The sequence below is a fragment of the Pseudomonas citri genome (genome assembly GCF_025336485.1).
GTDB classification, from domain to species: Bacteria; Pseudomonadota; Gammaproteobacteria; order Pseudomonadales; family Pseudomonadaceae; genus Aquipseudomonas; species Aquipseudomonas citri.
Genome location: NZ_JAODAB010000014.1, coordinates 65104 through 85232 on the forward strand (window position 1 = coordinate 65104; position 20129 = coordinate 85232).

Annotated in this window: 19 protein-coding genes; 17 read left to right on the forward strand and 2 right to left on the reverse strand. The window is 63.8% G+C overall.

All coding sequences use genetic code 11. The features are described 5' to 3' along the window. The first annotated feature begins 1 nt into the window (after position 1). The 3 genes from mscK to N4Q37_RS16585 all read left to right on the forward strand — a co-directional run bounded on the left by mscK (position 2) and on the right by N4Q37_RS16585 (position 5616). On the forward strand, positions 2 to 3364 hold the full coding sequence (gene mscK, locus N4Q37_RS16575; RefSeq protein WP_260959438.1) for a mechanosensitive channel MscK: 3363 nt from the start codon (positions 2 to 4) through the stop codon (positions 3362 to 3364). A 37-nt stretch (positions 3365 to 3401) separates the two neighbouring features. Then, entirely contained in the window at positions 3402 to 4865 is a 1464-nt protein-coding gene (gene selO / locus N4Q37_RS16580) for a protein adenylyltransferase SelO (protein ID WP_260959439.1), read from the forward strand. Positions 4866 to 5283: 418 nt separating this feature from the next. Beyond that, complete coding sequence (locus tag N4Q37_RS16585; RefSeq protein WP_260959442.1) at positions 5284 to 5616, forward strand: DUF6124 family protein; 333 nt, start codon at positions 5284 to 5286, stop codon at positions 5614 to 5616. A gap of 78 nt (positions 5617 to 5694) precedes the next feature. Here the strand turns inward: N4Q37_RS16585 and N4Q37_RS16590 are convergent, their stop codons facing one another. Next, positions 5695 to 6096, reverse strand: a complete 402-nt coding sequence (locus tag N4Q37_RS16590; RefSeq protein WP_260959444.1) for a helix-turn-helix domain-containing protein — start codon at positions 6094 to 6096, stop codon at positions 5695 to 5697. Positions 6097 to 6446: 350 nt separating this feature from the next. Here N4Q37_RS16590 and trxC point away from each other — a divergent pair, with 350 nt between their 5' ends. Next, the gene (trxC, locus tag N4Q37_RS16595; RefSeq protein ID WP_260959446.1) at positions 6447 to 6881 is read left to right on the forward strand and encodes a thioredoxin TrxC; all 435 of its coding nucleotides are present in this window, start codon (positions 6447 to 6449) and stop codon (positions 6879 to 6881) included. A 26-nt stretch (positions 6882 to 6907) separates the two neighbouring features. Here trxC and N4Q37_RS16600 read toward each other — a convergent pair whose 3' ends face one another. Then, entirely contained in the window at positions 6908 to 7678 is a 771-nt protein-coding gene (locus N4Q37_RS16600; RefSeq protein WP_260959448.1) for a ParA family protein, read from the reverse strand. Between the two features lie 351 nt (positions 7679 to 8029). Between N4Q37_RS16600 and N4Q37_RS16605 the strand changes: the two genes are divergently transcribed. The 13 genes from N4Q37_RS16605 to N4Q37_RS16665 all read left to right on the forward strand — a co-directional run bounded on the left by N4Q37_RS16605 (position 8030) and on the right by N4Q37_RS16665 (position 20122). After that, a complete protein-coding gene (locus N4Q37_RS16605) occupies positions 8030 to 8758 on the forward strand; it encodes a beta-ketoacyl synthase chain length factor (protein ID WP_260959450.1) in 729 nt (242 codons plus the stop codon). After that, on the forward strand, positions 8734 to 9543 hold the full coding sequence (locus N4Q37_RS16610) for a lysophospholipid acyltransferase family protein (RefSeq protein WP_260959452.1): 810 nt from the start codon (positions 8734 to 8736) through the stop codon (positions 9541 to 9543). The genes N4Q37_RS16605 and N4Q37_RS16610 overlap by 25 nt, the downstream gene beginning before the upstream one ends. Further along, complete coding sequence (locus N4Q37_RS16615) at positions 9524 to 9781, forward strand: phosphopantetheine-binding protein (RefSeq protein ID WP_260959455.1); 258 nt, start codon at positions 9524 to 9526, stop codon at positions 9779 to 9781. Before N4Q37_RS16610 ends, N4Q37_RS16615 begins: the two co-directional genes overlap by 20 nt. A gap of 12 nt (positions 9782 to 9793) precedes the next feature. Then, on the forward strand, positions 9794 to 10048 hold the full coding sequence (locus N4Q37_RS16620; RefSeq protein WP_030140951.1) for an acyl carrier protein: 255 nt from the start codon (positions 9794 to 9796) through the stop codon (positions 10046 to 10048). Beyond that, positions 10045 to 10590, forward strand: a complete 546-nt coding sequence (locus N4Q37_RS16625; protein ID WP_260959465.1) for a COG4648 family protein — start codon at positions 10045 to 10047, stop codon at positions 10588 to 10590. The genes N4Q37_RS16620 and N4Q37_RS16625 overlap by 4 nt, the downstream gene beginning before the upstream one ends. Continuing rightward, positions 10587 to 12266 (forward strand): AMP-binding protein, encoded by a 1680-nt coding sequence (locus N4Q37_RS16630; protein WP_260959466.1) that lies wholly within the window; start codon positions 10587 to 10589, stop codon positions 12264 to 12266. Before N4Q37_RS16625 ends, N4Q37_RS16630 begins: the two co-directional genes overlap by 4 nt. Beyond that, a complete protein-coding gene (locus N4Q37_RS16635) occupies positions 12259 to 12993 on the forward strand; it encodes a glycosyltransferase family 2 protein (RefSeq protein ID WP_260959468.1) in 735 nt (244 codons plus the stop codon). Before N4Q37_RS16630 ends, N4Q37_RS16635 begins: the two co-directional genes overlap by 8 nt. Then, the gene (locus N4Q37_RS16640) at positions 12990 to 13934 is read left to right on the forward strand and encodes an LpxL/LpxP family acyltransferase (RefSeq protein WP_260959477.1); all 945 of its coding nucleotides are present in this window, start codon (positions 12990 to 12992) and stop codon (positions 13932 to 13934) included. Before N4Q37_RS16635 ends, N4Q37_RS16640 begins: the two co-directional genes overlap by 4 nt. Further along, positions 13915 to 15459, forward strand: a complete 1545-nt coding sequence (locus N4Q37_RS16645; protein WP_260959479.1) for an HAL/PAL/TAL family ammonia-lyase — start codon at positions 13915 to 13917, stop codon at positions 15457 to 15459. The genes N4Q37_RS16640 and N4Q37_RS16645 overlap by 20 nt, the downstream gene beginning before the upstream one ends. Continuing rightward, entirely contained in the window at positions 15452 to 15877 is a 426-nt protein-coding gene (locus N4Q37_RS16650; protein ID WP_260959482.1) for an acyl-CoA thioesterase, read from the forward strand. The genes N4Q37_RS16645 and N4Q37_RS16650 overlap by 8 nt, the downstream gene beginning before the upstream one ends. Further along, positions 15874 to 16467 carry an outer membrane lipoprotein carrier protein LolA gene (locus N4Q37_RS16655; protein ID WP_260959484.1) on the forward strand — a complete coding sequence of 198 codons (594 nt, stop codon included), beginning with the start codon at positions 15874 to 15876 and terminating at the stop codon, positions 16465 to 16467. The genes N4Q37_RS16650 and N4Q37_RS16655 overlap by 4 nt, the downstream gene beginning before the upstream one ends. Then, positions 16451 to 18793 (forward strand): MMPL family transporter, encoded by a 2343-nt coding sequence (locus N4Q37_RS16660; RefSeq protein WP_260959485.1) that lies wholly within the window; start codon positions 16451 to 16453, stop codon positions 18791 to 18793. The genes N4Q37_RS16655 and N4Q37_RS16660 overlap by 17 nt, the downstream gene beginning before the upstream one ends. Positions 18794 to 18874: 81 nt before the next feature. After that, positions 18875 to 20122: an NAD(P)/FAD-dependent oxidoreductase gene (locus N4Q37_RS16665; protein WP_260959487.1), complete on the forward strand. Its 1248-nt coding sequence runs from the start codon at positions 18875 to 18877 to the stop codon at positions 20120 to 20122. Positions 20123 to 20129: the final 7 nt, after the last annotated feature.

Genomic DNA, 20129 nt, shown 5'->3' on the forward strand with positions numbered 1-20129 from the left:
TATGCCTACCCTGCGCTCTTTTTTCGCCATCGCCCTGCTGGGCCTGAGTCTGTCCGTCAGCCCGCTGCAAGCGGCTGAATTGCCCACCAGCACCTCGGTGCAGGCCAGCCTGGACAAGATCGCCGATCGCAAACTGCCGGAGGCCGACCAGAAGGCCTTGCAGGCCGTACTGCAAAGCACGTTGACGCAGCTGGGCAACAAGGCCGACTACGAACAGAAGCTGGCCAGCCTCAAGCAACAACTGGCCAGCGCGCCCAAGCAGAACATCGAGAACCAGCGGGAGCTGGCGCGCCTCAAGAACACCACGGTGGTGCCGGTGGCGCAACGTTATGCCAACCTGCCGATTCCCCAGCTCGAACAGATGCTGACCGAACGCTCCACCCAGCAGAGCGACTTGCAAAAGGCCCTGGCAGACGCCAACAGTTTGATCATCACCGCCCAGACCCGCCCCGAACGTGCCCAGGCGGAGATCTCCAACAGCCAGACCCGCATCCAGCAGATCAACGCCACCCTCAAGGCCGGCCGGGACGCCGGCAAGCCGCTGAGCGCCGAGCAGCGCGACCAGCTCAACACCGAACTGGCGGCCCTCAATGCGCTGATTCCGTTGCGGCGCCAGGAGCTGGCCGGCAACAGTCAGTTGCAGGACCTGGGCAACGGCCAGCACGACTTGCTGATGGAAAAAATCGCCCGCATGGAGCAGGAAATCCAGGACCTGCAGAACCTGATCAACCAGAAGCGCCTGGCCCAGTCCCAGCAGACGGTGACTCAACAATCCATCGAAGCGCAGAAAGCCGGCGGCAGCAACCTGCTGGCGACCGAGAGCGCGGCCAACCTGAAACTCTCCGACTACCTGCTCAAGAGCACCGACCGCCTCAACGAAGTCACCCAGCAGAACTTGCAGACCAAGCAGTTGCTGGACAGCGTCACCCAGACCGACGCCGCCCTGGACGAGCAGATCAGTGTGCTCAAGGGCAGCCTGTTGCTCTCCAAGATTCTCTACAAGCAACGCCAGACCCTGCCGCGCCTGAAACTCGACCAGAACCTGGCCGACCAGATCGCCGACATCCGCCTGTACCAGTTCGAAGTCAGCCAACAACGCGAGTTGCTGAACAATCCGGGCGCCTACGTCGACAGCCTGCTGGCATCCCAACCCTCGGAGCAAGCCACGCCGCAACTGCGCAAGACCCTGCTGGAACTGGCCCTGACCCGGGTCGATCTGCTGGAACGCCTGAGCCGCGAATTGAGCGCGGTGCTCAACGAATCCATCACCTTGCAGCTCAACCAGAAGCAGTTGCTCAGCACGGCCCAAAGCCTGCGGGCCACCCTCGAAGAACAGATGTTCTGGATTCCCAGCAACAAGCCACTGGATTTCGAATGGATGCGCGGCGTGCCGAACCGCCTGGAGAAACAGGTCGACTCACTGCCCTGGGCCTCCAGCCTCAGTGAACTGGCCGACGGCCTGACCCAACGTCCGCTGCTGTTCCTGCCCCTGGCGCTGCTGATCGGTGCGCTGTTGTGGCGCCGCAGGAACCTGTATGCCCGCCTCCTCAAGCTCCATCAGGATGTCGGACACTTCAAGCGCGACAGCCAGTGGCACACGCCCCAGGCGATCCTGGTCAACATCCTGCTGGCGATGCCGGTCGCCCTGGCGCTGGCCCTGTGCGGCTATGCCTTGCAGATCGACGCCCGCGGCCAGAACGCCAACCTCGGTGCGGCGCTGTTGCAGATCGGCCTGGCCTGGCTGATGTTCTACACCGCCTACCGGATCCTGGCACCGGGCGGTGTGGCCGAGCTGCATTTCCGCTGGGAAAAACCCCAGGTCGAATTCCTCCAGGGCTGGATCCGCCGGCTCGGGCTGGTGGTGCTGGCCCTGGTGGCCGTCGTTGCCGTCGCCGAGCTGCAACCCTCGGCCCTGGCCGACGACGTGCTGGGCATGCCGGTGGTGCTGACCTGCTACGCACTGATGGCCTGGCTGCTCAGCCGCCTGCTGTTGAACAGCCCGACGCACCGCAACACCTCGCTGTTCCGCAAGGCTGTCGGGGTCCTGTTCACGGCGCTGCCCATCGCGCTGTTCGTGGCCGTGTGCTTCGGCTACTACTACACCGCGCTGAAGCTCAGCGACCGGCTGATCAACACCCTGTACCTGCTGATGCTCTGGCTGGTGGTCGAAGCCGCCTTCGTGCGCGGCCTGTCGGTCGCGGCGCGGCGCCTGGCTTACCAGCGGGCCCTGGCCAAGCGCCAGGCCGCCAAGGAGGCCGGCGACGGTGAAACGGTGGTCGAAGAACCGACCCTGGACATCGAGAAGGTCAACGAGCAATCCCTGCGCCTGATCCGCCTGGCCTTGCTGGGCGGCTTCATCGCCGCGCTGTACTGGGTCTGGTCGGACCTGATCAGCGTGTTCTCGTACCTGGACAACATCACGCTCTACGAATACACCAGCGGCACCGGCGTCAACATGAGCATGGTGCCCATCAGCATCGGCGACATGCTCGGCGCACTGATCATCATTGGCATCACCTTCGCCCTGGCGCGCAACCTGCCGGGCCTGCTGGAAGTGTTCGTGCTGTCGAAACTGAACCTGGCCCAGGGCAGCGCGTATGCCACCACCACGCTGCTGTCCTATGTCATCGCCGGGGTCGGCTTCGTCACTACCCTGTCCACCCTCGGCGTGAGCTGGGACAAACTGCAATGGCTGGTGGCCGCGTTGTCGGTGGGCCTGGGCTTCGGCATGCAGGAGATCTTCGCCAACTTCATCTCCGGGATCATGATCCTGTTCGAGCGTCCGGTGCGCATCGGCGACACCATCACCATCGGCAACCTCTCGGGTACGGTGAGCAAGATCCGCATCCGCGCGACCACCATCACCGATTTCGACCGCAAGGACATCATCGTCCCCAACAAGACCTTCATCACCGGGCAACTGATCAACTGGTCGCTGACCGACACCGTCACCCGGGTGACCCTGAAACTGGGGGTGGACTACGGCTCCGATCTGGACCGCGTCCGCGAACTGCTGCTCAAGGCCGCCCGCGACAACCCACGGGTGCTGAAGGAGCCGGAGCCGATCGTGTACTTCCTGAACTTCGGCGAAAGCACCCTGGACCACGAATTGCGCATGCACGTGCGCGACCTCGGCGACCGCAACCCGGTGCTGGACGAGATCAACCGCTTCATCAATCGCGAGTTCAAGAAGGAGCACATCAACATCTCCTTCCGGCAAATGGAAATCTATCTGAAGAACCTCCAGGGCCAGGAATACAAACTGGTACCCGCCGAGCCGGATAAAAAAACCATCACGCCCGTACCCTCGACCGTAGCCAACATCAAACCGGTGCCCGAGCCACCGCAAGATATACTCGACTGATCGCGCGGTGCCCACAGGCATCGCGCCGGAGACGGCCATGAAAACCCTGGAGACCTTGACCTTCGATAACCGCTTCGCCCGCTTGGGCGACGGTTTCTCGGTCCATGTGCTGCCCGAGCCCATCGACAACCCACGGCTGGTGGTCGCCAGCCCGGCAGCCATGGCGTTGCTCGACCTGGATCCGGCCGAAGCCGAAACACCGCTGTTTGCCGAGATCTTCAGCGGCCACAAGCTCTGGGCCGAGACCGAGCCTCGGGCGATGGTGTATTCGGGGCATCAATTCGGTTACTACAATCCGCAACTGGGCGACGGCCGCGGGTTGTTGCTGGGCGAGGTGTACAACGCGGCTGGCGAGCACTGGGACCTGCACCTCAAGGGCGCCGGCCAGACACCGTTCTCGCGGATGGGCGACGGGCGGGCGGTGCTGCGCTCCTCGATCCGCGAATTCCTCGCCTCCGAAGCCCTGCACGCCTTGGGTATTCCCACTACCCGCGCCTTGTGCGTGATCGGCTCGGACACCCCGGTGTGGCGCGAGAAGCAGGAACGCGGCGCCATGTTGCTGCGCCTGGCCCCCAGCCATGTACGCTTCGGGCATTTCGAATATTTCTACTACACCAAGAAGCCCGAGCTGCAGGCCGCCCTCGCCGAGCACGTGCTGAACCTGCACTTCGCCGAATGCCGCGAGCAGCCGGAACCGTACCTGGCGATGTTCCGCGAAATCGTCGAGCGCAACGCCGAGCTGATCGCCAAATGGCAGGCCTATGGTTTCTGTCACGGCGTGATGAACACCGACAACATGTCGATCCTGGGCATCACCTTCGACTTCGGACCGTTCGCCTTCCTCGACGATTTCGACGCCAATTTCATCTGCAACCACTCCGATGACCAGGGCCGCTATTCGTTCAGCAACCAGGTGCCCATCGGCCAATGGAACCTCAGCGCCCTGGCCCAGGCCCTGACGCCCTTCATCAGCGTCGACGCGCTGCGCGAAACCCTCGGCTTGTACCTGCCGCTGTACCAGGCTCATTACCTGGACCTGATGCGCCGCCGCCTCGGCCTGACCAGCGCCGAGGAGGACGACCAGAAACTGGTGGAACGCCTGTTGCAATTGATGCAGAACAGCGGCGTCGACTACAGCCTGTTCTTCCGTCGATTGGGCGAGCAAGCCCCCGAACAAGCCATCGCCACCCTGCGCGACGACTTCGTCGACCTCAAGGGCTTCGACGCCTGGGGCGAACTCTACATCGCCCGCGTCAACCGCAAAGGCCCCGTGGACCAGGACCAGCGCCGCACCCGCATGCACGCCGTCAACCCGCTGTATGTGCTGCGCAACTACCTGGCCCAGACCGCCATCGAGGCCGCCGAATCAGGCGACTACGAAGAAGTCCGCCGCCTGCATGCCGTACTGAGCAAACCGTTCGAAGCACAACCGGGCATGGACCGCTACGCCCAACGGCCACCGGACTGGGGCAAGCATTTGGAGATCAGTTGTTCGTCGTAACGGTTGGAATCAACCTCCTGCCAAAGCCATCCGCCCTTCTGCCCCTGTGGCGAGGGAGCTTGCTCCCTCGCCACAAAAGCCCAGCAATCACCCTGTTTATTTCGCTGTAGGCGCATTCAGCCCCCGGCTACATCGCCTTGCGCCGCTGCCTACAACTGCGCCAGAATCCGCCGACTTGTGCGCCTTGGGGCCGGGCTTTATCGTTTTCCCGTCGCTGAAAATCAGCGATCGGGTTTAGCAGCTCGAGCAACATCAAGGCACGCCAGTGTCGCCATTCCAACAGCGTTATGGCGGCTATGCGTGGGGCACTTCGGTGCGCCGGGTTCCTTGATGCCTGGTCTGCTAACCCGCGTACAGCCGCCACCCTCTTCGTTTAGCAGCGACGGGTGACGACTCCACTCATCAAGGAGCTTCATCCATGTTCAAAGCAACCCCCAACCCACCCGACACAACCCCTAACTCAAAAGCCTTCGACAAAGCCGCCGACCGCGCCCTCGACTTCTATCTCAAACCCAGACCCGCCGAGCCCGAGGCTGATCCAAGCCAACTCTTCACCGTCGTCAAGGGCATCGACACCGAGTCCCTGCTCGCCAACCTCAGCGAAACCCTGGCCTCGGCCAATGCCATGGTCAGCGACCTGGCGTTCAACCTGGAAGGTTCCCGACGACACGTAGCCCTGGGCATCCAACAATTGATCGAACTGAGCGGCCTGCTCGCGAACCGCGCGCTGGACAACGCCGAACCGCGCTAGCCACCTCCCCCTTGTGGCGAGAGGACTTGTCCCCTCGCCGCAAGAGCAGGTTGGCATTGCAGAGTGCTACAGCAAATTTCAAATGAAGGTTTCAACCGAGACACCGAAGCGCTCAGCCAACCAGCGGATCTGCCTTAAATTGAGCTGGCGTTTGCCGCTCAATATCTCCGATACAACCGACTGGGCGCCTACACCTGGCAAATCGCTCTGGCTCAAACCGTGTTCGCGCATCAGATACCGAAGCGCCTCAACGCCGCTTGCCTTGGGCATCGGCCGGTGTTGATGATCCCAGGCCTCGACCCATTCGCCGATGATGTCGACCAGGCTCATCAGTGGATGCGCCTCGTCTTCACCCACCAATTCCAATAGCTCATCAAGAGCACCGGCCAGCCGGTCATAATCCTCTTCGTCCCTGGGTTTGCGCAGCAGAGGCGACACAAACTCCCAATGGGCGGCCACTTGTTCGATCAGTGCACTCATTCGTTTTTCCCATCTCACTTTGCTATGAATGAGTTAAACACAAATGGGGTCTATCGCAAATTGCGATATCCGCAAAAAGCTCGATTGAAGTGGCTTTTGTGGCGAGAGAGCTTGCTCCCTCGCCACGGGTTCGGGGTTGTAACTCACCACAGACCTCTCGCCTAACGTTTGAACCTTAAAAGGCGTGTGCCTCACTCACCCGACCTTATCGTTCCCCTGCTCAGGCGTCTCGATTTGTGTTTTTTGAGGCCACCAGAGGACTTCGGTGCGGCGCATCTGATGAATGGCAACCTTGATAAACCGCCTCGGCGGCACCAGATCAGGGCTATGACTGTCTTTAGGAGCCCACCATGCCTGATCCGATGCTGATCCCCTGCCCCCATTGCAACGGACTCAATCGCATACCCGCCGAACGGCTGGGCGACCAGCCCAAGTGCGGGCGTTGCAAAGCCCAGGTGCTGTTGAGCACGCCGTTCGAACTCAAGCAAGGCGACTATGCCAGCCAGATCAAGGGTGACCTGCCGTTGCTGGTGGATGTGTGGGCTGACTGGTGCGGGCCGTGCAAATCCTTCGCCCCCGTGTTCGAACAGGCGGCCAGGCAACTGACGGGCAAATGCCGGCTGGCCAAGCTCGACAGCGAGGCCAATCAGCAGTTGTCGGCGCAGTTGGGAATTCGGTCGATTCCCAGCCTGATCCTCTTCAAGGATGGCCGGGAAGTGGCACGCCAGAGCGGGGCGCTGCCGTTGCCGCAGTTGATGGGCTGGTTGCGCAGCCAGGGGATATGAACAATAGCCTGGCTGCGATCTTTGCTTCAGGCGTTTTCCAACAACCCATGTAACTCCATGAACTGCTGGGTCAGTTTATGCCGCGGGTCCAGATGGATCAGCGGCAGGCTGGCCTGGTGGGATTCGCGCATGCGCACGGAGCTGGTCAGGTACACCGGCAAGACCGGCAGGCCTTCGGCGATCAGTTCATCGAGGATCTGCTGCGGCAGGCTGGCACGGGCCTGGAACTGGTTGACCACGATGCCTTCGACTTCCAGGCCTTCGTTATGGTCGTCCTTGAGCTCTTCGATCTCCGCCAACAGGCCATATAGCGCCTGCCGGGAAAAGCTGTCGCAATCGAAGGGGATCAGCACACGGTCGGCGGCGATCAACGCCGAAACCGCATAGAAATTCAGGGCCGGCGGGGTATCCAGGTAAATCCGGTCGTAATCCTCTTCCAACTCTTCAAGCAGTTTGCGCAGCTTGTTGATCTTGTGCTTCGCCTCGAGCTTGGGCTGCAGATCGGTCAATTCCGCGGTAGCGGTGATGACGTGCAGGTTGTCGAACGGCGTTTCGTAGATATCCACCTTGTTCTTCTTCGAGAAAGGCCCCGACGACAGGGTCTGCTTGAAGAAGTCGGCAATCCCCATGGGGATGTCATCGCCGGTCAGTCCCGTCAGGTACTGGGTGGAATTGGCCTGGGCATCCAGGTCCACCAGGAGCGTGCGATACCCCTCGCTGGCGCTGACTGCCGCCAGATTGCAGGCGATGCTGGACTTGCCCACGCCACCTTTCTGATTGAACACCACACGTCGCATGACAAAACCTCCGTGTATCAAAGATTACCGAGTGTAGTAGGCCGCGATACCGCTTCGCTACCTTCTACGTAGGAAGGACTACGGCAAACAGTGGCTTTCCCAATGACTCAGGCGTCAATTCACTCAGAAAAGTACAGAAACAACTGACAGACAGGCTCGTGAGGATCGCAATAATGGTCCATGCCCCCATAGAGCGAACCAGCCAGTACATTTCGCTGGGCAAAATGTAACCAGTATTTGCTACAAGCCAACCGCACCGGGATAATGCGCGCCACTTGGGTCGCAAGACCATGCAGGGTTGGACGCGGGTCAAACCACTGGACCGTGACAATAAAAGCCCGCAGGGGTGGGATGAAGTTTGTGATCAATTTCAGTATCGCCCAATGGCGCGCGTGGGCCCCTGGGCTCGAAAGCGTGGACGACTGGCAGGCCTGGAGCCGGCAGCCGGTCGTATTGCCGGCCAGCGATGCCGCCCCCGACGTATCGTTCCTGCCCGCCATGCAGCGTCGGCGTCTCAGCCGTCTGGCGCGGATGGCCTTCAGTGTCGGCTGGCCGCTGGCCGAGGGCCGCGCGGACCTACCGTTGGTCTTTATTTCCCGCCACGGTGAAACCCCGCGCACGTTCGAGATTCTCAAGGACCTGGCAGCCGACCAGCCCCTGTCGCCGACCCAGTTCAGCCTATCGGTGCACAACGCCGTGATCGGCCTGTGGTCGATCATGCGTGGCGAAACCAGCGAGATGACGGCCCTGGCCGCCACCGGCGACGGGCTGGAGCACGGCGTGCTGGAAGCCGCCGCACTATTGAACGAAGGCTCACCCGCGGTGTTGCTGGTGATCACCGAGGAGCAACCTCCCGAAGTCTACGCACCGTGGGTCAATGACGTGCCGTTTCCCTACGCGATGGGCCTGCTGCTGACACCAGGCGACGACTGGCAACTGGAACTGTCCGCACCGGACGGTCAAATGCCAGGCGGCGACTGGCCCCATGCCCTGGACCTGTTGCGTACGCTGCTAAACAACGAAACCACCTGCCAACATGCCTGGAAGAATCGTGTATGGACCTGGCAACGCAACCGGTGACCGGTAAACATCGCGACGCCTACTACTGGCGCCTGCTCGCGACCGCCGCAAGCTTTGCCCTGTTCGGGCTAGGCGGGCTGTGCTTGCGCTTGCTGGTGTTTCCGTTGCTGTCCTGGCTGCCCGGTGATGCCCAGGCCCAGCGCCAACGGGCCCGCCGCACGGTCGGACGGTTGTTCTGGTTCTTCATCCGCTTCATGGCCCGCACCGGGGTGCTTACCTACCAGATCGAGGGCGCCGAACGGCTCGGGCGCCCCGGCCAGATGATCATCGCCAACCACCCGTCGCTGATCGACGTGGTGTTCCTGATCGGGCTGGTGCGCGACGCCAATTGCGTGGTCAAGCAAAGCCTGTGGGACAATCCCTTTACCCGGGGCCCGCTGCGCTCGACCCAATACATCAGCAACGATGGCAGCATGGACATGCTCGATGCCGCCAGCGAGGCCCTTCAGAGTGGCCAGACCCTGATCGTGTTCCCCGAAGGCACGCGCACCCAGCCCGGCCAGGCACCGGCCTTCCATCGGGGGGCCGCGGCCATCGCCCTGCGGGGCGCGAAAACCCTGACGCCGGTGACCATCAAGGTCAGCCCCACGACCCTGACCAAGGCCGACCCCTGGTATCGCATTCCACGCCGCCGCGTGCATTTCAGTTTCCATGTGGGTGCCGATATAGACCCACAGGCGTTCGCCGCGCTTGGCCCGCCACCCCAGGCATCACGCCGGCTCAACGACTTTTTGCATCACTATTTCATCAAGGAGCTCGCCGAAGATGAGCGATCTGCACCGTGACATCAAACAGCTGATCATCGACGCCCTCGGTCTGGAAGACATTGGCGTCGACGACATCGGCGACCATCAGACCCTGTTCGGCGAAGGCCTGGGCCTGGACTCGGTGGATGCCCTGGAGCTTGGCCTGGCGATCCAGAAACAGTACGGCATCAAGATCGATGCCGACGCCAAGGACACCCGTAACCATTTCAGCAACGTGGCAAGCCTTGCGGCCTTCGTCACTGCAAAACGCCCCTGAGAACACCGGACCATGCAAACTCGTGACGACATTTTCAACACCCTGCGCGATGCCCTGGTCGAGCTTTTCGAGCTGGACCCTGAGCGTGTGACGCTGGAGTCGAACCTGTACCAGGACCTGGAAATCGACAGCATCGATGCCGTCGACCTGATCGACCACATCAAGCGCCAGACCGGCAAGAAGATTGCCGCCGAGGAATTCAAGTCGGTACGCACCGTCAACGACGTGGTCGAGGCGGTCTATCGTCTGGTCCAACCGGCCGCATGACCCGGCTGATCGGTCTCGGCCTGCTGCTGGCGGGCCTGCTGTACCCCTTTGCGGTGTATTTCGGCATGGAGCACTTCGCCCCGTGGCAGTTTGGCCTGCTGCTGGGTAGCCTGTGGCTGGCCCGGGCAGTGCTCGGCAAGGGCGGACCCGGCGGGCGCTGGATGGCAGCGACCGCCATCACCTTTTGTGTATTGCTGGCGTTGTTCGACAGCCCGCTGCTGTTGCGCTGGTATCCGGTGTTGATCAGCGCGTTCATGCTCGTGTTGTTCAGCTTGAGCCTGAAATACGGCCCGCCGATGATCGAACGCCTGGCTCGCCTGCGCGAACCGCAGTTGCCGGCCAAGGCCGTGGTGTATACCCGCCAGGTCACCGTGGCCTGGAGCATATTTTTCCTGTGCAACGGCTTGCTTGCCGCCGCCCTGACCCTGTGGGCGCCGCTGAGCTGGTGGATGTTGTACACCGGCCTGATTTCCTACGGATTGATGGGGCTGATGTTTGCCATTGAATGGCTCATACGACAACGGGTAAGAGGCCGCCCATGAATTGGATACCGCTTGAGCGCATGCTGCTCAAGGCCCTGCCGGAGCGCGCGGTCGCGGTCGAGCCGGGGTTGAATCACGCGCAACTGCGCGAAGCGGCGCTGTGCCTGGCCGCGGGCCTGCAAGCCCGTGGCGTGCGGCACGTGGCCGTGCACCTGGAGGACGCCGCCGACCTGGCCGTGGCCCTGCTGGGCGCCTGGCGCGCCGGGGTGCGCGTCTTGCTCCCGGCCGATCTGCAAGCGCAGACCCGCCAACGCTGGGCGGCGGACGTTGACCTGTGGCTGACCGACCAGCCCGGCGACACCCATCCCGGCGATTTGCAACAAACGCCCATGCCCCCCGCCGAACTGGACCTCGATCACTGCTGGCTGAGCCTGTGCACCTCCGGCTCCAGCGGCGAACCCAAGCGTATCGAGAAAACCCTGCGGCAGTTGAACAACGAAGTCCACGCCCTGGAACAACTGTGGGGTGCCGACCTGGGCCCGGCCTGCATGATCGGCAGCGTGGCCGCCCAGCATATCTACGGACTGCTGTTTCGCGTGTTGTGGCCGCTGTGCGCCGGGCGCACGTTCATACGTCGGCAAATGGCGTTCCCGGAAGACCTGCAACGCGCCAGCCGCGAGCACCCGGCGTTCAGCTGGGTCGCCAGCCCGGCACTGCTCAAGCGCATGGGCGACAACCTCGACTGGCCGGCCTTGAGCAGCGTGCGCCGGGTGTTCTCCTCCGGCGGCGCCTTGCCGGCCGAGGCTGCGCACAGCTTGCAGCAGCGCCTGGGACAGTGGCCGACGGAAATTTTCGGTAGCTCGGAAACCGGCGGCATCGCCTGGCGCCAGGGCGGCGGCTTGTGGCACCCCTTTGCCAACGTCGAGCTGAGCCAGGACAGCGACGGTGCCTTGCTGGTCGCATCGCCCTACTTGCCCGCCGGACATATCGAACACACCGCCGATGCGGTACGGATCAGCGAAGACGGGCGCTTTGAACTGCTCGGACGGCTGGACCGCATCGTCAAGCTCGAGGAAAAACGCATTTCCCTGCCGATGCTCGAACAGGCCTTGATCAGCCACGATTGGGTCAGCGAAGCGCGGCTGGGGGTGGTGCAGGAAAATCGCGCCTCCCTCGGCGCGCTGGTGGTGCTGAGCGAAACCGGTCTGCATGCCCTGCGCAACCTGGGTCGACGCGCGGTGACCGAGGCACTGCGCCGACACCTGGGCGGGCATTGCGAGCCCCTGGCCCTGCCACGCCGCTGGCGCTGGCTGCGGCAACTGCCCCTCAACGCCCAAGGCAAGCTGCCCCAAGCCGAAGTAGAAGCCCTGCTGCTCGCGCCGCGCCCCAAGACTGCGCATGTGCTGGAGCAAGTCGAAACCGACGGTGAATGGAGCCTGCAACTGGCCGTGCCTCCGGACCTGGCCTACTTCAGCGGCCATTTCCCCACCGCGCCGGTGCTGCCGGGGGTGGTGCAGGTCGACTGGGCCGTGAACCTGGGCCGGCAACTGCTGGACCTGCCGCCCCGCTTCGTCGGCATGGAAGCGCTGAAGTTCCAGCAACTGATCCGCCCCGGCGACGAGATCCAACTGCACCTGCGCTTCGATCGCGAGCGCGGCAAGTTGTACTTTGCCTATCGCAATGACACGGCGGCGTGTTCCAGTGGGCGGATTGTGTTGGGGGTGGGTGATGCATAACCCCTGCGCCGTCATCCCGGTCTACAACCACGAAACCGCCATTTCAGCGGTGGTCCAGGCGTTGCTCGCCAACGGCCTGCCATGCGTGCTGGTGGATGACGCCAGCAGCCCGGCCTGCGCCGCCGTGCTGGAGCGGCTGGCCGAGAACGAAGGTGTTCACCTGGTCCGGCTCGCGGTCAACCAGGGCAAGGGCGGGGCGGTGATGACCGGCCTGCGCGAGGCCTCGCGCCTGGGTTTCAGCCACGCTTTGCAGGTGGACGCCGACGGCCAGCACGACCTGGGCGACGTGAAGACCTTCATCGAGCAATCGCGCGCTCACCCGGATGCATTGATCTGCGGTTATCCGCGCTATGACGCCAGCGTGCCGAAAGGCCGCCTGTATGCCCGCTACCTGACCCACGTCATGGTCTGGATCAACAGCCTGTCCTTGCAAATCCGCGACTCCATGTGCGGCTTTCGGGTCTACCCCCTGCCGCCGACCCTGGCGCTGATCGACTCGACGAACATCGGCAAGCGCATGGATTTCGACTCCGACATCCTCGTGCGCCTGGCCTGGCGCAACCAGCCGATGCGCTGGCTGCACACCCGGGTGCATTACCCCCAGGACGGCGTTTCGCACTTTCGCCTGTTCCACGACAACGTGCTGATTTCCAGCATGCACACCCGGTTGTTCTTCGGCATGTTGCTGCGTTTGCCCCTGATTCTCTGGCGACGGTGGCGGACATGAGCCTTCAGGCAGACAAGCAGCACTGGGCCGACCGCCAGGAGCGCGGCAGTTTCTGGCTGATGAAACTCACCGCATTCGCCGCGAAGGTGCTCGGCCGGCGCCTGCTGACGCCGCTGTTGTACGGCATCGTCCTGTATTTCTTCATTTTCGGCCGCAGTGCCCGGCACGCGGCCTGGCAATACCAGCAACGCCTGGCCGACTGGAGCGCACGCCCCGAGCTGCGCCCGACGCACCGGCGGGTGTTCGGGCAGTTCATGGCCTTTGCCGACTCGCTGCTGGACAAGCTCGACGTCTGGAACGGCAAGCTGAGCATCGAACAGATCGAAATCGTCGACCCGGCGCTGCTGCGCAATCACCTGCGCGACGCCCGCGGACAAATGCTGGTGGGCGCGCACCTGGGCAACCTGGAGATGTGCCGGGCCCTGGCCGAGCTGGGCGAAAAAGTCACCATGAACGTGCTGGTACACACCAAGCACGCCGAGCAGTTCAACCGCTTGCTGGGCGAAGCCGGTGCCACCCACCTGCGGCTGATCCAGGTCAGCGAGCTGGACCCGGTGATCATGTTGCAACTGAGCGAACGCCTGGAACGCGGCGAGTGGCTGGCGATTGCCGGTGACCGCGTGCCGCTGCACGGCGGGCGCAGCGTGACCGTGGATTTCATGGGCCACCCGGCCGCATTTCCCCAAGGCCCCTGGCTGCTGGCCGGTCTGCTGAAATGCCCGGTCAACCTGCTGATGTGCCTCAAGCATGAGGGGCGCTACCGCGTCACCCTCGAACCGTTCGCCGATGCCGTGACGTGGAAACGCAACGAGCGCGAATCCGTGATCGCCCACTGGACCGGCCGCTACGCCGATCGCCTGGCGCACTACTGCCTCCAGGGCCCCCAACAGTGGTTCAACTTTTACCCTTTCTGGAAGACCGATGACGATGCCCACTCTTGAGCCGGTGATTTTCGGCGAACGCCCCTTGCGTATCGAAGACGTGCTGGCCCTGGCCAACCGTCAGGCACCGACGCAACTGCAGGATGACCCGGCATTCCGGCAGCGCATCGCCAAGGGTGCGCAGTTCCTCGATTCCTTGCTGGACAAGGAAGGCGTGATCTACGGCGTCACCACCGGCTACGGCGACTCCTGCGTGGTGGCCGTGCCGTTGCACCACGTCGAGGCGCTGCCACGTCATTTGTACACCTTCCATGGCTGCGGCCTGGGCAAGCTGCTGGACGCCCCGGCCACCCGCGCCGTGCTGGCGGCGCGCTTGCAGTCGCTGTGCCACGGCGTGTCCGGGGTGCGGGTGGAGTTGCTGGAACGCCTCCAGGCCTTTCTTGAGCACGACATCCTGCCGCTGATCCCGGAAGAAGGTTCGGTGGGTGCCAGCGGCGACCTGACGCCGCTGTCCTACGTCGCCGCCACCCTGTCCGGCGAGAGGGAGGTGCTGTTCCGCGGCGAACGTCGCCTGGCCGCCGATGTGCACCGCGAGCTGGGCTGGACGCCGCTGGTGCTGCGCCCCAAGGAAGCCCTGGCGCTGATGAACGGCACCGCCGTGATGACCGGCCTGGCCTGCCTGGCCTTCGCCCGCGCCGACTACCTGTTGCAACTGGCGACCCGCATCACCGCCCTGAACGTGGTCGCCCTGCAAGGCAACCCGGAGCACTTCGACGAGCGCCTGTTCGCCGCCAAGCCACACCCGGGGCAGATGCAAGTCGCCGCGTGGCTGCGCAAGGATCTGGCGATCGACGCGCCGACCGCGCCGCTGCATCGCCTGCAGGATCGCTATTCCCTGCGCTGCGCCCCCCACGTCCTCGGCGTGCTGGCCGACAGCCTCGGCTGGCTGCGTTCGTTCGTTGAAACCGAACTCAACAGCGCCAACGACAACCCGATCATCGACGCCGAGGCCGAACGCGTGCTGCACGGTGGGCATTTCTACGGCGGGCACATCGCCTTCGCCATGGACAGCCTGAAGAACCTGGTGGCCAACGTCGCCGACCTGCTGGACCGCCAACTCGCGCTGCTGGTGGACGAACGCTATAACCATGGCCTGCCGAGCAACCTGTCCGGCGCCAGCGCCGAACGGGCGATGATCAACCATGGCTTCAAGGCCGTGCAGATCGGCGCCAGCGCCTGGACCGCCGAAGCCTTGAAGAACACGATGCCGGCCAGCGTGTTCTCGCGCTCCACCGAGTGCCACAACCAGGACAAGGTGAGCATGGGCACCATCGCCGCCCGGGACGCAATCCGCGTGTTGGAACTGACCGAACAAGTCGCCGCCGCCACCTTGTTGGCCGCCCACCAGGGCGTGTGGCTGCGCAGCCGTGCCGAAGACGCGCGACCACTGCCGCCGGCCCTGGCCGCCATGCATGAAGCGTTGGCCGTGGACTTCGCTCCCGTCATCGAAGATCGCGCCCTCGAAGGCGAACTGCGCCTGTGTCTGCAACGCATTGCCGAGCAACACTGGAGGTTGCATGCGTAGCCATGGCGTTTTGCACGTCGACACCCACATTGTGGTGCCATTTTTCGACGTCGACTCGATGAACGTGGTCTGGCACGGCCACTACGTCAAATACCTGGAAGTGGCCCGCTGCGCGTTGCTCGACCTGATCGGCCACAACTACAACGACATGCTCGAATCCGGCCATGCGTGGCCGGTGATCGACCTGCAACTGCGTTACGTGCGCAGCGCCGTGTTCGGCCAGGCCCTGACCGTGCGCGCCAGCCTGGTGGAGTGGGAAAACCGGCTGAAGATCAACTACCTGATCAGCGACGCCGTCACGGGCGAGCGCTTGACCCGCGCCAGTTCGGTGCAGGTGGCGGTGGACGTCGCCAGTCGCGAAATGCTGCTGGCCTCGCCACGGGTCTTTGTCGAAGCCGTTGAAAGGAAACTGCCATGACACGCCTGTGCACCTGGTTTCTGCTGTGTTGCCTCGCGCCCCTGGCCCAGGCGTTCGACTTGCAGCAACTGAGCGAGCAACTGGCCCGCCCGGACGTGATCCACGGCCAGTTCATCCAGGAAAAACACCTGCGCGCCCTGCCCCAGCCGCTCATCAGCAAGGGCCGTTTCGTGTTGGCGAAGAACCATGGCCTGCTGTGGCTGCTGCAAACCCCGCTGCAACAGGACTACCGTATCACCGGCCAAGGCATCGCCCGCCGGGATGGCGACACCTGGCAGATGCTGCCGAACAAGAGCGCCGGTGCCGAACAGAACCGACTGTTCCTGGCGGTGTTGCAGGGCGACAGCAGCGGCTTGCAACGGGATTTCGAACTGAGCCTGTCGGGTGAACCACAGCACTGGAAACTGACGCTGACCCCGCGCTCGGTGCTGCTCAAGCAGGTCTTCAACCAGATCAACATCGACGGCGGCGAACTGGTGCAACGCATCGAACTGCTGGAAACCCAAGGCGACAGCACGGTGCTGCGCATGCAGGACGCCACCGGCACACAACCCTTGAACGACGCGGAGCAACATGATTTTGCCGAGTGAACGGATGCTGCCCCGGCTGTTTCTGGTCCTGCTGCTGGCGGTGCTGGCACTGGCCGGCTGGCAGTGGCGCAACGGCGCGCCGCTGTCGGCCAACCTCATGGAACTGGTGCCGGGTACGTCCCCCGATGCCCTGGAGCTCATCGCCGAACAGCGCATGCAGGAACCGCTCAACCGTGAGGTACTGGTGCTCGTCGGCCACACCGACCGCCAGCAAGCCATCGCCCTGGCGCAAACCCTGGGTGAGCAATGGCAGGCCAGCGGCCTGTTCGACAAAGTGCAATGGACATTGCAGGCCGACCTGCCGGCGCTGCGCACACAGTTGCTCAACGGTCGCGTGGCGATGCTCTCGGCGGCGGACCGGCAACAACTGATCGACCAGCCCCAGGCCTTCATCCAGCAACGGGTGCAGGCCCTGTTCGACCCGTTCAACGGCTTCAGCCTGGTGCCCAGCCAGGACGATTGGCTGGGCCTGACCGGGCGTATCCAGAACAGCCAGCCACAACGTGGCGCGATCAAGTTCGACATCGGCAGCGGCGCACTGGTCGCCGAGGCCGACGGTAAAAGCTGGGTGATGCTGCGGGCCCGCTCCCGTGGCAACGCTTTCGACATGAACCTGCCGTTGCAGGTGGCCGAGCTGTTGCAACACAACCGTGATCAGGCGGCGCAGGCCCAAGGGCAGTTGCTGGCAGCCAGCGGCTTGCTGTACGCCGCCAGCGGCCAGCAACAGGCCTCGCGTGAGATCACCTGGGTCGGCGGCGGCGCGACGGTTGGCATCCTGCTGCTGCTGTTGCTGGCCTTCCGGCGCTTGCGGGTGTGGCTGGCGTTCGTGCCGGTGCTGGTGGGTATGCTGTTCGGCGCGGTGGCGTGCGTCGCGCTGTTCGGACGCATGCATGTCATGACCCTGGTGCTGGGTTCGAGCCTGATCGGCGTCGCGGTGGATTATCCATTGCACTACCTGTCCAAGAGCTGGAGCCTCAAGCCGTGGCGCAGCTGGCCGGCGCTGCGCCTGACCCTGCCGGGCCTGAGTCTGAGCCTGGTGACGACCTGCATCGGTTACCTGGCCCTGGCCTGGACGCCGTTCCCGGCCCTGACCCAGATCGCGGTATTTTCCGCCGCCGGGCTGGCCGGTGCCTACCTGAGCGCGACCTGCCTGCTGCCGGCGCTGCTCAAAGGCGCGGACCTGCGCCCGGCCCAATGGCCGCTGCGGCTGTGTGAGTGCTTGCTCAAGCTTCGCCAAGCGCTGTTGGCCCGGGTGCCGACACCGATCTTGCTGATGCTGCTGTTGGCCTTCTGCGCCAGCGGACTTTGGCACCTGACCACGAAGAACGACATCCGCCAATGGATCGGCACGCCCCAGCACCTGACCGACGAAGCCCGCGAGGTCGCGCGTATCACCGGGTTCCAACCCACCAGCCAGTTCTTCCTGATCCGCGCCGATGACCAGGCACAATTGCTGGAGCGCCAGACCGCCCTCAATGAGCGATTGGACCAACTGATCGGCCTGGAAAAACTCCAGGGCTACCTGTCGCTCAACCAACTGCTCAGCCCACCCGCCGAACAACAGAAAGTCCGTGAGGCCCTGGCTCGCTTGCCGACCTTCTGGCAACCGTTGCTGGACCTGGGCGTACCGCTCAGCGCGTTGCAAGCGGAGCTGGCGCAATTGCAGGCCCTGCCGGTGCAAGACATCGATACCGCCTTGACCGGGCCCCTGGCCGAACCGTACCGCACGCTCTGGCTCGGTCCCACGGCGCAAGGAGTGGCGGCGGTGGTCAGCCTGCAAGGCTTGAACGATGCCACGTTGCTGCGCGTTCAAGCGCTGGACCTGCCCGGCGTACAACTGGTGGATCGCCTGGGGGACCTGAACCGGGTCTTTGCCGCCACGCAAATCAGCGCCGCCGAGCTGAAGCTGGCCTCCTGCGTGCTGATCGTGCTGGTGCTGATCTGGCCGTTCGGCATCGGCGCCGCCCTGCGCATCGTCGCCCTGCCGCTGCTGGCCGCCCTGTGTAGCCTGGCGAGTCTCGGCTGGCTGGGGCAGCCGCTCACGCTGTTCAGCCTGTTCGGCCTGTTGCTGGTGACGGCCATCGGTGTCGACTATGCGATCCTGATGCGCGAACAGATCGGCGGTGCCGCCGTGAGCCTGCTGGGCACCTTGCTGGCGGCGCTCACCACTTGGTTGTCGTTCGGCCTGCTGGCGCTGTCCAGCACGCCAGCAGTGAGCAACTTCGGCCTGGCGGTCAGCCTCGGGCTGGCGTTCAGTTTCATGCTGGCCCCATGGGCCGGGCAGCGGGCCCATGCGACCGACGTCGCCCAGCCGAGCCCATGCTGATGGGCCGGATCACCCCATTGCTGCCGGTCCTGGCCGGCTTGCACCGTATCCCCTCGATTGCCGTCCCGGCCAGGAGCTTAAATGCCAAGCAGTGAAATGGAATATCGCCAGGTCGTCATCATCGGTGCGGGACCTTCCGGGGCCATCGCTGCCGCGCTGCTCAAGCGCAAGGGGCATGACGTGCTGGTGATCGAGCGCCAACACTTCCCACGGTTCTCCATCGGCGAGAGCCTGCTGTCCCATTGCCTGGATTTCGTCGAAGAAGCCGGCATGCTCGATGCAGTAAATGCCGCCGGCTTCCAGCGCAAGAACGGCGCCGCGTTTGCCTGGGGCGAGCGCTACAGCGCGTTCGATTTCGGCGACACCTTCAGCGCCGGCAAGCCCACCACCTTCCAGGTGCAACGTGCCGACTTCGACAAACTGCTGGCCGATCAAGCCGCGCTGCAAGGCGTAGAAATCCGTTACGGCCAAGCGATTGCCAGCGCCGACTTTACCCTCGCCAAGCCACGACTGGGAGTACAGCGCGAAGACGGCAGCGAGTACCGCGTCGAAGCGCAGTTCGTGCTCGATGCCAGCGGTTATGGGCGGGTCTTGCCACGCCTGCTGGACCTTGAGGCACCGTCGAATTTCCCGGTGCGCCAAGCGGTGTTCACCCACGTCGAGGATCGCATCGACACCCCGGCGTTCGATCGGGAAAAGATCCTGATCACCACCCATCCGAGCAAACGCGACATATGGTTCTGGACCATCCCGTTCAGCAACGGGCGCTGCTCGGTGGGCGTGGTTGCAGCAGCCGAACATTTCGCCGGTCGTACCGACGACCTCGACGCCTGCCTGCGCGGCTTCATCGACGAAACCCCAAGCCTGGCCAGCGTGCTGCAAAACGCGCTGTGGGACACCCCGGCGCGGACCATCGGCGGCTACTCGGCCAACGTCAAGACCCTGCACGGCCCTGGCTTCGCCTTGCTGGGCAACGCCGCCGAATTCCTCGACCCGGTGTTCTCCTCCGGCGTGACCATCGCCATGCGCTCGGCGAGCATGGCCGCTGGCGTTTTGCATCGCCAATTGCAGGGCGAAAGCGTTGACTGGCAGAGCGAGTTCGCCGAGCCGCTCAAGCGCGGCGTCGACACCTTCCGCTGCTACGTCGAGGGCTGGTACGCGGGCACGTTCCAGGACGTGATCTACTACACCGAAGGCTCGGCCGACATCCGTCGCATGATCAGCTCGATCCTCGCCGGCTATGCCTGGGATACGCTCAATCCGTTCGTCAGCGAACCCAAGCGACGCCTGCGCATGCTCTCGGATATCTGCGCGAGCCCGACGCCATGAGTGAACG